This is a genomic window from Streptomyces sp. P9-2B-2, from assembly GCF_030406865.1.
GTDB classification, from domain to species: Bacteria; Actinomycetota; Actinomycetes; order Streptomycetales; family Streptomycetaceae; genus Streptomyces; species Streptomyces platensis.
On sequence record NZ_CP129126.1, the window covers coordinates 6,998,974 to 7,012,247 of the forward strand.

6 protein-coding genes are annotated in these 13,274 nt (G+C 68.5%); all 6 read right to left on the reverse strand.

The features are described 5' to 3' along the window. Window positions 1-5 precede the first annotated feature (5 nt). The 6 genes from QT196_RS30785 to QT196_RS30810 all read right to left on the reverse strand — a co-directional run bounded on the left by QT196_RS30785 (window position 6) and on the right by QT196_RS30810 (window position 13,136). The gene (locus QT196_RS30785) at window positions 6-2,213 is read right to left on the reverse strand and encodes an SUKH-4 family immunity protein (RefSeq protein ID WP_290356096.1); all 2,208 of its coding nucleotides are present in this window, start codon (window positions 2,211-2,213) and stop codon (window positions 6-8) included. Window positions 2,214-2,410: 197 nt separating this feature from the next. Further along, window positions 2,411-2,683, reverse strand: a complete 273-nt coding sequence (locus QT196_RS30790) for a DUF6406 domain-containing protein (RefSeq protein WP_168481903.1) — start codon at window positions 2,681-2,683, stop codon at window positions 2,411-2,413. Beyond that, window positions 2,680-9,975, reverse strand: coding sequence for a toxin glutamine deamidase domain-containing protein (locus QT196_RS30795; RefSeq protein ID WP_290356097.1), 7,296 nt, complete (start codon window positions 9,973-9,975; stop codon window positions 2,680-2,682). The genes QT196_RS30790 and QT196_RS30795 overlap by 4 nt, the downstream gene beginning before the upstream one ends. A gap of 453 nt (window positions 9,976-10,428) precedes the next feature. Next, window positions 10,429-10,740 (reverse strand): hypothetical protein, encoded by a 312-nt coding sequence (locus QT196_RS30800; RefSeq protein WP_248001377.1) that lies wholly within the window; start codon window positions 10,738-10,740, stop codon window positions 10,429-10,431. 85 nt (window positions 10,741-10,825) lie between these two features. Next, on the reverse strand, window positions 10,826-11,314 hold the full coding sequence (locus QT196_RS30805; RefSeq protein ID WP_248001378.1) for a hypothetical protein: 489 nt from the start codon (window positions 11,312-11,314) through the stop codon (window positions 10,826-10,828). Window positions 11,315-11,834: 520 nt separating this feature from the next. After that, on the reverse strand, window positions 11,835-13,136 hold the full coding sequence (locus QT196_RS30810) for an NPCBM/NEW2 domain-containing protein (RefSeq protein WP_290356098.1): 1,302 nt from the start codon (window positions 13,134-13,136) through the stop codon (window positions 11,835-11,837). Window positions 13,137-13,274: the final 138 nt, after the last annotated feature.

Sequence of the window (13,274 nt, forward strand, 5' to 3'; positions counted from 1 at the left end):
CGGCGTCACTCGTTGTGGAGTACGTACGACCAGGCGGGCTGCTCACTGCCCGTCTCGTCGACTTCGGCCAGCGCTCCCAGGACCCAGTAGGTGATCTGCCCTCGCTCGGAGTTGCCCGGAGGAAGGAGGGCACGGGTGCGGAGCCCGGTGACCCACAGCGCGACCATGGTGAGGAAGCTCTCCAAGTCGCGTGCAGCGGGAAGCCCGGCCAGATACTCCTCGTCTGGCCCGGTCGGGACGCGCAGGATGTGCCCGGTGGGCCCGTCGATGACGATTTCGCCCCCCATCCACTTGCCGATCTGGAAGAAGGGCCCGCGTTCCGCCACGGGTTCGGCATCACCCGGCCAGTCCACCTCGTCGAAGAAGTCGACTTCCCAATTTCCGTACGGCAGTAGCGCCATGGCGCCCTCGTTCATGTCCGGCAGGCCGAACTCGGTGCAGAGCTCGCGAGTCGGCTGATGGGTCAACTCCTCGGGAAGTTCCTCGGGTTCGGCCTCGTAGATGTCGTCTTCGCCGAAAAGGGCGATCAGGTCTCTGTGGTTCGGGGGCGTGGCATCAACGGGGCTGCTAGGGCCCGCTTTCGCGTATTCCCAGGACAGGGGTCGTTGCCGGAAGCCGAAGGTGTCCGAGGGGTCCACGCCGTGAGCTGACTGGATGGCGATCAGCCCCAGGTCGCCCCCGAACACGACGACATCGCCCACGGTCAGTGGGGTGCAGGGAAGCAGGAACGCGCTTTTGCTTCGAGGAGGAGACGACGAGTCGAACAGCTCGCTGAGGCGTGTGGGATGCCCGGAACTCTCGCTGGCCTGTGAAGCCGATGGGGTCGGTGTCGCAGTAGCCGGGGGCAAGGTCAGGTCCGTGCGATGTTCCTGCGGAATCTCACCCTGTTCCCAAGGACCTGCGACGAGCTCACCCGTCTCAAAGTCCCGGACGGAGACATACGGTTGCGGCGATCCATCCACCGTACGCTGCTGCAACCCGGCAATTGCGGACCGTCCCTGCCGGCGCACTTCCGCCAGCCTGACGAACCTGCCCGCTTCGAGGAAACGCACATGATATCCACCCGGCGGCCGCCAGTGGGCCCACTTCGTACGCCAGGGAAGTGAGACACCGGACGAAGCCACGGACGACGCGAATTCGAGATCGTCGCGCGACCAGGCCATCAAATGCAGCCAGGAAGCCCACTCACCCTGACTTCGCGGTACAACTCCCCATTGCCACAGATGAATTGCGTCGGCGGCGGGACTGTTGCCGGGGATGACGAAGCTGCGGCTTCGCGCCGAGTCCATGAGTGCGGTATGTGGTAGATGGGCCACCGTACGCCCATCGCGCAGAAGTTCTTCGTATGCCCCCGCCTGTACGGCGTGCATGGCGAGCCCTGCGGCGGCGTACAGCCCGACCGCTCCGGCCTTGGCCCACCCCTCCGGATGGCGGAAATCGGCGGACGTACGCAGCAGCCAGGTGACCAAGTGCCGACTGACGCACGCAAGTTCCTCGGGATCGACTTGGCGTCGCAGGGCTTCGGCCACAGCCTCCTCGGCGAAGGAAACCCCAAGTGGACCCACCAGCAGAACGTCTGAATGCTCCCGAGCCAACTCGGTGAGTTCGTCTGGAGACATGGTCTCGCCGGTCAAGGCGACGACAAGCTGCGCCCACACGGGCATGGGCACGATGCGCGGCTCCGCCAGGGCGAGGGCGCGCAGGACGGCCGGCACGTCGGGAGTGGATACGACATCGGCGGGCCCGGCCAGGCGGAAGACGGCCTCGGGAGGCACGCCTCGCGGCAGGAGTTCGGGGTCGGTATCGGTCAGCACTACCAACTTCCCGCGCGTCAGCCAGGGGATGGTGCTGCGGATCAGCCGCTCCGGCTCGAACGACCGCCGAGTGAGCCCAGCGCGGCGGGTGTTGACGAGCACCAACAACCGCTCTTCGCTCCACGAACCGAGCGCAAACCGCCAGTCGTCCCGCTTGCCGGGAGACAGGTCAACTCCCAGCTCGACCAAGGCTTCGTGCATCACTTGCTCGGCGGTGAGCCCTGCGACGTCGACAAGAACACTCCCCGGTACACCCTCGTGCACCCGCCGCATGACGGCCCCGGTATCGACACCGACCGGAGCGACGACATAGGCGGCGCTGCCGCCCCGCCCACCGGCACGCCACCATGCGCCCACGCGACCGGGCACTCCCTCCTCGGGAATGCCCACCGATGCCACAGTCATGTCGCTCCTCGTCGCCACCGCTCCCAAACTCCATCACAGTAATGGGACAGCGCGCTCCGAGGGGGATCGGGGCCTATGCAGGGAACTTGGCAGGGAGTTTGGCCTACGTGGGGAGTTCGCCGGCCGCCTTGCGGGAGGCATTGTGGTGCAAAATCAAGCCGTATCCACCCCGAGGAGGGGCCGTCTCTGTCTCATGCTGAGGCAGCCGTGACGCGGCGCAGCACCACGGTCCAGTCGTCCTCGCTCGGCCAGCCCGTCAATTCGGCGAGTTTCCACGTCTCGTCGCGCACGGGGAAGGTCTCACCAATGCGGAGGGTGTGATGCTGCACTTCGGGGGCGGCGACCCTGAGCAGAACCCTGACCGAGGCGTCGGACTCCCGGTAGATATCGTTCACTGCGAAGCTCGCGTTCTCGGTATTTCGCTGAATCCCGTGCCAGAGGCCAATCGTGTCGGCACTACTCACTTCTCATCCTCCAAAGACGCATACTGGTTGCTGCAGTATTTCATGAATTCCTTGATGGTCAGCGGCTGGGGATCGTCCTCGTTGTGCGGATTGCGCAAATGAATCAGGCCCTTGTCGTCGACCGAGACGATCTCGTAGGCGTGGGAACTCAGGAGGCCCTTCTCCATCTTGTTCTCCACGCCCTTGCCCCTCGGTTGGGTGCCGATAACGACCGGTCTGCCGCTTTCCGTGAGTTCCCGCAAGTGGGCCAGGAGTTGCTTTTCCGGGCTGCGGCCGTTCATGTCGTAGTTCGTCGGGAAATCGTGGTTCTCCGACGTACGTCCCGTGAGCTGGGCGAGCAGCTCGGCACGGTCGCCGGATGTGGAGCCCTGGCCGATACGGGAGTAGCCCGTCAGCAGGTTGTCGTCGAAGTCCCGGTTGCGGGGGAGCTGCGACTCGTGCTCGCGCTTCTTGTCGTCCCAGAATTGATCCAGGCCTGCGATGGCCTTCTCCATGATCGCTGGCCAGGCCACACCCACGTCGTTGGCGTTGGCGTAGGCGGTGATGCTGGGGAAATCGCTGTACACGGGCACGTCGGGAGTGACCCTCACGGTCAGGATGCGGCCCGTCGGAGCCTGGTTGCCGTAGTTGTTGCGCCGCACCTCGTGGAAACGGACCTCGTAATTGCCGTCCTCCGTCTCCCGGATCATGTCCTGGAGGAGATCCGGGTACCTGCTCGCGATGGCGCCCAGGGTGGCGATGATGCCGCAGTCGCCGATGGCACCCTGCTTCGTCTGCTCACGCGACGGAGGCCCGTCGAACAGTGGCACGCGCGTCCCGTCGGGACGGTCCAGCGGAGTGCCGTAAACGTCGGGCTGGAACTCCGCCAGCTTCTTGTGGTTGCCGAAGCGCGGCTGGTCCACCTCAGTGGTGATCTCGGTGGGCTCGGCCGGGCCTGACCGGGTCATGGACTGCCAGATCTGCTTGATCCGGCCGCGCTTTTCCGGCTGGTTGTCCGAGGCGGGGGAGCCCTCGCGAGGCTCGTCGACGGAGGGGTTCGGGGCGCCGGCCTGCTCGCCCGACCCCGTGGTGGCGGTGGTGGGGCGCGGGGTATTTCCCGCGCCCGCACCTTCGGTCTCCGTCTGCGGAACGTCGCGGTGTGAGCGAGGCGAGTCCGCCGGTGCGGATGTTCCGTTGTCGGCAGTCCCGGTGTCCGCAGTCCCGTAGTCCACAGGGGAGTTGACGCTCGCGAGGTCTGCCGAAGGTGTGCGCTCGCTATCGGTCGGGTTGGTGGTCGGCGTGCCGGCGGAGTCCGCCGGGGGCCTACGGTCTGTGCCTGCGGGGTTGGCGGGGGGCCTGCGGTCGACGCCTGCCGGGTCCGCCGGTGGGGTGCGGTTGGGGTCCGTGGTGGTGGGGGGAGTCTGGCCCTGGTCGTTCATCGTCGAAAGGAGGTTGTCGACGAAGTCCAGGTGCTGCTGGATCTCCCGGTCCATGAGTTGGCGGTTGGGCGTCTTGTAGCCGTCCAATGCCTTCTTGATCTCGGCATCGGTCTTGCCCTGGTCCCGCCGGGCGGCGCGCTCCTGCTCCAGCAACTCCTTGCGCTGAGGGTCGACCCGGTACGTCGTGCTGTAGTAAACGGGCACCCCGTCCATCGCGTCGGAGTCGCGAATGGTCTTGGAGCAGTCCGCATGCCCGGACATGTCCTTGCGCAGACCGCAAGGCTCCCGCTCGGTGTACAGGCCGGCGATCTTGTACTTGGGTCGCCCCTCGGCATCCCTGCTGTTGTTGAGCTGGTCGACCCACTCCAGGATGTGACCTTCCGAGTGCCGTGGACGCACGGCATCCGAGGCGGCCGGGACCGAGGAGTCGATGATGTAGTGGCTCTCGCCGCGCTCGTCGACGACCTCTACCACCGCGTAGTTCTTGTCGGAGAAGTCCGGGGAGTTGCGCTCCGTCTCGTCCAACAGATCCCTGAGGTCCTGCGGGGCGTTGTCCTTGGGGCGAGCCGAGGCTTCCCGTCGGGTGGATGCCACGGACTCGTGATGGTCGTGCGCCGGGTCGATCTTCTGGCGCTTCTTGGGCGGTGCGTCGGCGTACGGGTCGTTGTTGGGCGCGGGTTCCGGGCTCGCGCCCACCGCGTTGTTCGCGTGGAAGGAGTGGCTCATCCGGCCCAAGGTCGCGAGCGCGGCGTACCGGTCACCGTCGTTCATCTGCGACCATGCCGGGTCGAGATGGCGGCGCAGATCGCTGTCCGTGAAGTTGGTTGCCGGCATCGAGACGTTGTCCCGGTGCGCCCGCAGCGTCTCCCTGTGCTCCTTCTTCGCCTCAGCCAAGGCGTTCTTGGCGTCGTTCAGTCTCTGCTCGGCGGCCGCCCGCTCCGTCGGATCGGCCTTCTTCAGCGCCCTCTTGGCGCTGTCGGTCTCCTTCTTTGCGTCGTCAAGAGCCTGCTTGGCGTCCCGGATGTGCTGTGCGGATTCCGCATGCTGCTGCCGGCGGTCCACGGACTCCTGCAGCAGATTGCCCAAGGGGGAGGTGGGCGGGTTGCTCTGAGGCTCGGCCCAGGCCCGCATCTGCTGCTGGACCGGCGTCAGATCGATCCGCCGTACCTCGTGCTCCCGCCGGAGATCCTGCTGTGATTGATCCGGCGGGAGGTTCGCATGCTGCTGGTCCGGGGCTTCCGGGTTGGGGAGGCTCTGGTTTCGCTGCTCGCGAGTTGCTTCGGCGCTGCGTTGACTGTCGGACGGATCAGCGGCGCCGGCCGGGCGCTGCAGCGATGGGCGGTCGGTCGCGGCCGGGGTGGTCGGGCTCTGGGTGTGGGCGGTGGGCTGGATGGTGGCGTCGACGGGCCGTCGGTTGGCGTCCAACGGGATCGCGAAGACGCCGCTGTCGCCGTTGTGGAGCGGGGTGGTGCCGCGCCGGCCCGTCTGCGGGTCGGCGTAGACGATCTGGCCGTTGTGGTTGACCACGTTCCAGGCGTGGGCGCGGCCGTCGGCGTTCTGGGTGATGATCACGGCCTGTGAGCCGTGGCCCTCGTTGAGGAGGGTGGTCTCCAGGTTGTTGTACGCGTCGCGGCCGTCGCCGAAGTCGTCAAACTCGGCGCCCAGGGCGTTCTCGATACGGTCACGGCCGTTGGGCTCGGGAGTGTCGGCGGCTGTGCCGTCCTCATTCGGGCTGCGGCGGGCGGCGACCGTGGGGTTGCCTGCGTACGAATCGACGAACGCCAGCGATCCGTCGGGGCAGTTGACGTCGCGGCCGGACTCGTCGGGGTTCTGGCCGCGCAGATCGTCGACCCAGGTGCCCTCGCGCGGGTCGGGGGCCTGCTGGAACGAGCCGTCCTCGTTGCGCGGGAATCCCTCCTGCTGCGCGCGGTTGTCGGCGTCGGTGGGGTCGTCGTAGCCATCCGGCGGACCGGAGGGGCGCGTGGCGGTGGACGGGAAGACCGGTTCCCTCGACTCCGGTTGCTGGTCGGTGTCTTGAGGGTTCTGGGTGTCCTGGGTGTCCTGGGAGTCCTGGGCGTCCTGGGAATCCTGAGGGGCTTGGGATTCCTGGCTGTCCTGCGTGTCCTGCGTGTCCTGTACGTCGTCGGGCTGCGGGCTGTCCTGGTCCGTCGCGTCCGGGTCCTGGGTCGCTTCCGAGTCCCGGTCCGTGGTGGAGTCCGTGTCCGGGGCGGTCTCGGGTACCTGGTCCGAGTTGGACTCCTGGGTGGTGTTCGTGTCCGGAGAGATGCCCTCGTTCTGCGGTGATGACGTCTCCGGGGTCGGCGTCGTCTCCGGGGTCGACGTCGCTTCGGGGCCCGGCGTCGTCTCCGGCGTGGTGGAGGATTCCGGGGTCGTCGACGGCGCTGCGGTGTCGGTGTCGGCGTCGTTCGCGTTCTGCTCGGCGGTCGAGCCGTCGTTGTCGGAGGGCGCCTCGTCAGTGGACGGCTCAGGGGACGGCGAGGTGTGGGAGGGGCCGTCGGATTGTGCGTCGGGAGTTGACTGATCCGTCGACGAGTCGGGGTCCGAGCTGTTGTCGGTGTCCGGAGTGTTCTGGGGGGACGGTTGCGGCGCCGGCGGGGCCAGGAAGTACGGAGTGATGGGATTCCGATGGGCGTCCAGCGGGGTGTAGAAGACCTCTTGGGCGCCCAGGTGAATCGGATTCTCGCTGACGACGCCTGTTTGCGCGTCGACGAACAGGACCTGGCCGTTGTGGTTGACCGCGGCGAAGGCATGGCCGCCACCGCCGGGCCAGTTGACGCCGATCACGGCCGCCGAGCCGTGCCCGGCCTGCGACAGCTCGTAGGCGATACGGGCGTACGGGTGGGGATGGTCCTTGCCCGCGAACGTGCTGGGTGCGCCGGCCCAACGCGTCTGGTTGTCGACCGAATCGCGCTCCGCGGAATAGGTGTTCAGGCTGCCGTCCGCATTGAGGTCCAAGGTGCGCGGGGCGGACACCGTCGGGCGGCCGAACCATGTCTCGAGGAACGAACGTGTGCAGTCGGCACAGTTGTTGGACCGGCCGGGCACCCCCACGCCGCCGTCGTTCTGCAGACCGGCCCAGTTTCCCTGCCGCGGGTCCGCGTACACCTGCGGGGTGCCGTCGGGGTTCCTCGGGTGGGCGTTCTCAAGGTCCTGCTGATGGGCGGGGTCGGGCGTGGTCAGGCCTTCGAACGGGATGTTCAGGCCGTCCCGGATGTCCGAGAGGTTGTCTGCCTGGGGCGCAGGCGGAGGCGCCGTGGGGTGCTTGGGCGCGCTTTCGTCAGCGGGGGGCTGGTTCTGATCGGGCGTCTGGTGGGGGGCGTCCGGCTGTTGGTTGCTCGGTGCCGGCATCCCCTGGTCGTTCGGGGTGGAAGTGGGGGACTCGGCCGGTGACTGCTGGTCCGTCGGACGGTTTGTCGGCTGCTCGCCGCGGGGCGGTGTGGTCGGGCGCCCAGGCGTCTCGGTGTGCTGAGTCTCGGCACGCGGCGTGTCAGTGCGTGGTGGTGTGGTGGGGCGGCTGGGCGTTTCGGTACGCGGTGTGTCGGTGCGCGGCCGCGTGGTCGGGCGGCTCGGTGACTCGCTGCGCGGCGTCTCGGTGCGCGGCGGCGATGCGGGACGGTTCTGTTGGGTGTCCCGCGACGGCGTCGTGGGCCTGGTGCCGGGCTGTTCCGTACGCGGCGTCGTGGCGCCGGGCGTGGTGGCCCGCCGGGTCGTCGTGGGGCTGCCTGCCGCCGGCGCCTGCGTCGGGATGGGGCCGGCCGCCGGTGGTGGCATGGCACCCGGGGTCGGCGTTGAGGGCGTCGCGGACGACGGGGCCGCCTGCTGCGGGATGCCCGCCTCACCGGGCTGCGTACCGGGGGTCGGGGGCGCCGCCGTGGCGGTGGTGCTCATGAGGCCGACGTTTTCGTCGTCCGGGTCATGCGGGGTCGGTGTCGAGGGTGTCGGCGCGTGGCCCTGGCCAGGGCTGGGGTGTGCGGTGGGCGTGTTGCCGGGCATGGCGCCGCTCGGCATGGAGACGCGGCCGCTGCCCTGGTTCTGGTGGTCGTTGTTGTTGCCGTCGTGGGAGTCGCCCGGCACGGGGCCCTGGGCCGGTACGGGCATGGTGGTGACCGCGTCGCGGTCGACCTGGTGCACGCCCGGTTCGGGGCGGGAGTTGTCGGGAGCCGGGGCCGGTGCCGCCTCGGGGCGGTCGGACTCCGGCGGCGGGGACGGCATGGGCGCGGGCTCGGTGTTGCGCGGGTCCGGGATCGACGCGCCCTGCTCCGGGGTGTGGACGTCGGCGCCTTCCGGGCGGCTCGGGCGAGCGCTGTCCGGAGTGGTGTCCGGCGCCGGGGAGCCATCGACATCCGGCGTGGCGCCCGGGGCCTCGATGGGCGAGGAGTCGGCGGGCATGGACGGCTCGTTGCCCGGTGCGGTGCTCGGCGGGACGTCCGGTGTGCTGTCCGGACGGGCGGAGTCAGGGGTGGTGTCGGGGGCCGGTCCGCCCTCGACGTCCGGCGTCGCAGTGGACGGCGGGGTGGACGGCGTGGAGGAGTCCGGAGACGAGTCGGGGGTGGACGAGTCGTCCCCCGGAGGACGACCCATGGTGTCGTTGTAGGCCTGGGTGCCCACGTCGAAGGGGCTGGGCGCGTCGGAGCCACGGCTTGGTGAGGACGAGGACGATGACGGGTTCGACGAGTCCGGGCTGCCGGTGCTGTCCGTGCTGCTGTGGGACGGCGTAGTCGAGGAAGAGGAGGGCGAACTCGAAGCCGCCGACGGGCCATCGGACGACGAGGACGGGCTCGACGAAGAGCTGTCCGAACCGCTCGACGGAGACGAGGACGACGGACCGCCGATATCCGGTGCCCTGCGCCCGGAGTCGCCGCTGCTCGAACTCGGCGAACTACTGGAACTCGGCGAACTACTGGAATCCGGGGAGTTGCTCGACGAACTGCCGTTGTCCGACGACGAGTTGGACGAGTTCGACGAATTGGCGGAGCTGGGGGAGTTGTCGGACGAACTGCTGTCGCTGGACGACGAGTTGTTGTTCGACGACGAATCGTTGGAGTTCGACGAGCTGTCGTTGCCGGAGTCCGACGAGCCGTCGCCGTCGCTGCCGTCACCGCCGCCGTCGTGTCCGCTGTTGGTCAGGCCGTGGCGGGCGCCATGCCCCGCGCGGGAGCCGGCGCCGTCGCGCAGGGACTCGCCGAAGGTGGAACCGGAGTTCTTGAGGGCGTCCTTGCCCTCTTCGTAACCCTTCTTGGCGGTGCGTCCCAGGTCGTAGCCCGACTGCTTGCCGAAGTTCTGCTCGACGGTCTGGGCGACCACGTCGGAGATCATGGCTTCCAGAGCGGAGACAAAGGGTTCCTTGGCGGTCTCCAATACCGCCTGCAAGATTTGTTGGGCTATCTCCTTGAGGAGTTTGCGCAGGATCAACCGGGTGGCGGCGGCCGCGCCCATCGCGCCGAGCTCGGACAGCCCCAGGGTGAAGGGCGCGGCGGCCTGGGCCGCGATGATCTCGATCGCCAGGATGATCAACTGGGCGATCACCGCCACTTTTAGCCCGATGATGAGCATCGCCGCGGCGTCCATGCAGATGGCGATCAGCTCGGCGCCCTGGCGGGCATCGTCGAAGTAGCCCGAGCCGCCGCCGAACTTCTCCCAGGTCTTGTTGAAGCCCTCGATGGAGTCGCCGGCGTTCTCGGCGAGGACGTTGCCGGCGGCGCTTACGCCACGGGCCTGGAGGCTCTCCACATCCGCGGCGAACTGGCGCCAGGTGTTGGCGCACTCCATCATCTTGTCTTCGTCGCCTGTGGGCCACTCGAAGCCACACATCTCGAGAACCCACTCAAGTGCGTTCGGCAGCATCAAAGCCATGACGAAGTCCCCCGTTGTCGCCCATGTAGTTCGTGTCGTCCCGGCCCTGTGGGCCGACCGACCCCTTCCGCCTCACCGCCGGCGGAAGGGCCCTGCTTCTCTGCTGCTGCCGGAGGCACCACTCGGAGCCTCATGAGTGCTCAACCGGCTGCGTCGGCGCAGAGCCATACCCATGCCAGGGCCTGCCCAACGGCCCTTCTGATCTCTCAACGCTGTTGATTCACACTGCTGTGGCCGACATCCGGTCCAAAGACGTCCAGCCCTCAGGCGGCAGCCCTAGGCCCTGTCGTCAAACTCCCGCCTGCCCCGCGGCGTCTGGCACGCACGCTCGCTGCGTTGTCGGGATCGTCCACGTAGGCCCACTACGAGGACGACCCTCCGCCTTGCGAGCGCACGCACCAGACGCCGCGGGACCTGCCCTCCGGGCAGACGACGGGAGTTTGACGACAGGACCTAGCCCTGGGACCGGCGCAGGCTGCGGTACAGCTCGATCGCGGAGTCCGGCGGAAAGTTGGGGACGTAGGTGACGGCTCCGTCGCTTTTGGAGATCACCATGTGACTGCCACCCAAGGGCGCCTGAGTGCCGGGCGGCGGTGGGGGCATGACGGCGTGGATGAGGAAGCCGATGTCGAACTCCGCCACGTACAACGGCGCCGGGTTTCCTTCGAGATCCAGTACTTCGAATCGGGCGCGAGCGGCAGCCAATGCCTCTTCGGCGGTGGCGGGGACGGGCTGTACCGGTTGGGGCGCGTCGGGATGCGACACGGACTCTCTCCTGTCAGTGAACGGGCGACTGTGGGTCAGGCACGGTCATGCGGTGGAACTCGGATCAGGCGCGAGCAGTTGGCTGTCACTTGCTCACGGGCCTCAGGATCCGCACCTCGCCGCCGAACTGGTTCTCCGGCTTGTGCTCCTTGATCAGAGCGTCGTTGAAGTGCTCGTTCTCCTCGTGGTTCTTCGCCATCCGCTCCAACGCCTTGCCGATCTCGTTGAGCTTGGTGGCCAGGTGCTCCATCGAGTCCGTCATGCCGTCGCGCAGGCCTTCGTAGACCACGCCGAACTTCTCGCCGAGTTCGTCGTCACCCCACGGTGGGGTGCCTTCCTTGTCGCTGAAGGTGGTCAGGCCCTTCCAGGCGTCCTGGGCGACACTCGAGAACGTCGTCTCCTTCGGCGCGCCGCCTCCGCCGCCTCCACCGTCCCCCTGCGCGGCCAGGCTGTTCTTCAGCTTGGTGGTCGCCTGGTAGAAGTCCCTGCCGATCTCGGAGAAGTTCTTCCCCTCGGTCTTCAGCATCTCCGGATTCGTCTTGAACCCGTCGCCCATGACTGTGCCCCCGTTCATCAACCGGCATCATTGAGCTGCCGATTCACGTCTGTTTTCTGTTTGTGCCAGCGTATCCAGATGCGCTGACGAGCCCTCAACCCCTGGGTTTCACCGTGCTGTCCCGGGAGCGTCCGGCCGATACATCTTCCGAGACAAAGCGAGCGCCGTGTTCGCGGTGGCCGATGTCGAACTCGCGCACCCGCAAAGGCGTCTGGGTGCCGTCAGGCCTGGTGGGACCGAGGACGGGGCGGGGCCTTTTCGAGAGCCTCCCCATCGTTCAACTCGGAGGCGTCGATCTCCCGCTCGCCCGGTCCCGGTCCGTTTCCCAGCCTGTTGGTCATGAGATCCCCCTTCGAGCCCAGAGGGCCCTTCGCGCACGCCGAAAGCGGCTTTCGCACTCGCTACAGCCTGCTACAACTGTGGCGAGCTTATCCAGCCAACTGTTCGGACCGTCAACCCGGGCGCATCCGCGCACCGCTCGCTGCGCGGGCCGCCCTGATCCGACCGCCATCCGGCCGCCGGATCGCCGCCGTCCGGATCAGCGGCAGGTGAGCTGGGGGTCGCCCCAGTCGGCGTGGTCGGAGTCGTTCCCGTTGCCGCCGTTGTTGACCACGAGCCGCAGCTGGCTGCCGCCGGCGAGATCCGCGGTGAGGCGCTTGGCGGGCTGGTCGACGGTCATCAGCCCGCTGTCGGCGACCAAGGTGGTGTCCCGGTAGATCTGGAAGACCACGGAGCCGTTGGCGCCCACCTCGTCATCGAGGCCCACATCCACGGTGAGGGCGGAGCAGGAGCCGCCGAGGTCGTAGAGGAGCTGGCTGTCGGCGTGGGCGCCCAGACCCTGCGGGTAGGAGGCTCCCTGGATGGTGAGGGGATGTCCGTCGATGCTGCTGTTCACCCGCGCGGGCCCGAAGCTGTCGCTGCTGGCAATCCACTGCCGGGCGGTCAGCGAAGTGGTGTGGCCCGGTGGTTTGCTCTTGTGGCCCGGGCGTGGCGCGGACGGTGACGGCTTCTTGGGCGACGGGTGCCGCGGCTTCGGATGCTTCGACGCCGCGCTGCGGGTGGGGTCCGGGGAGCCGGACGCCGAACGGGACGCGCTCGGCGAGCCCTTGGGGGAGGTGGTCGGCGAGTGGCCCGGAGCGGGCGCCGACGTGTGCCCGGACGGGGTGGTGCCGCCGGCCTCGGCATCGTGCCGCGCCGGGCCGAACAGCGGGCCGGCGGATATCGCGATGCCGGCCAGGACGGCCACGGCGACCGCGAGCACGGTGATCCGCGCCGGTGAGAACCGCGCCCGCCGGGGCTTGTCCGGCGCGGCGGACGGGACCGTCCCCGAGAAGCTCATACCGGCCGTGGGCGCGCCGCCGGCGGACGGCCGGCCGCCCCCGGCCGTGGGCGCCCAGCCGTCCGCGGGGCCGGGGCCTTCCCCCGGCTGGGCGGCCAGCCAGGAGGCGAAGTCGTCCCGCAGCTCGGTGTTCCGGGAGTGCTGGTGCCAGGCGGCGGCGGTGTGGCGCACCGCCGCCAGCAGGCTGTCCCGCCAGGCCGCGTCGGAAGTCTCTTCCGGGCCGGGGGAGTGCAGGACGCCGTTGATGGCTTCCTTCGTCAGATCGGCTGCCGCCTGGGAGGACCGGCAGCAGTCGCGGGCGTAGGCCAGTACGGCGGCGTAGTGCCGGCGGTGGAACTCGTTGAGGGCTTCCTCGCCCGACCCGGCCGCGCCGTCCGGAACCGGGCCGCCATACGGGCCGGCTGACAGTCGGCCACCGGGCTCGGCCGCCGCACGGATACGCCGGACCAGCTCGGTGTCGGAGGGCGCGGTCCCACCTGTGGTGTCGCTGTGCTCTTGCATGAGTGGGCTGATGACCCTTCAACGTCCTGACGGGCCATGAAAAATACCCCAAGTAGTACGGATGACCGGCGGCCGGTGCGTCATTTGACAACCGGCCGGGCCGCGGGGGCTCCCGCCACCACTCCCCGCGGCCGTCCC

What these genes read in the sequence shown, in the direction of transcription:
- QT196_RS30805 (WP_248001378.1), bottom strand. Translation starts at nt 11,314, where the DNA reads ATGAACGGGGGCACAGTCATGGGCGACGGGTTCAAGACGAATCCGGAG.
- QT196_RS30810 (WP_290356098.1), bottom strand. Translation starts at nt 13,136, where the DNA reads ATGCAAGAGCACAGCGACACCACAGGTGGGACCGCGCCCTCCGACACC.
- QT196_RS30795 (WP_290356097.1), bottom strand. Translation starts at nt 9,975, where the DNA reads ATGGCTTTGATGCTGCCGAACGCACTTGAGTGGGTTCTCGAGATGTGT.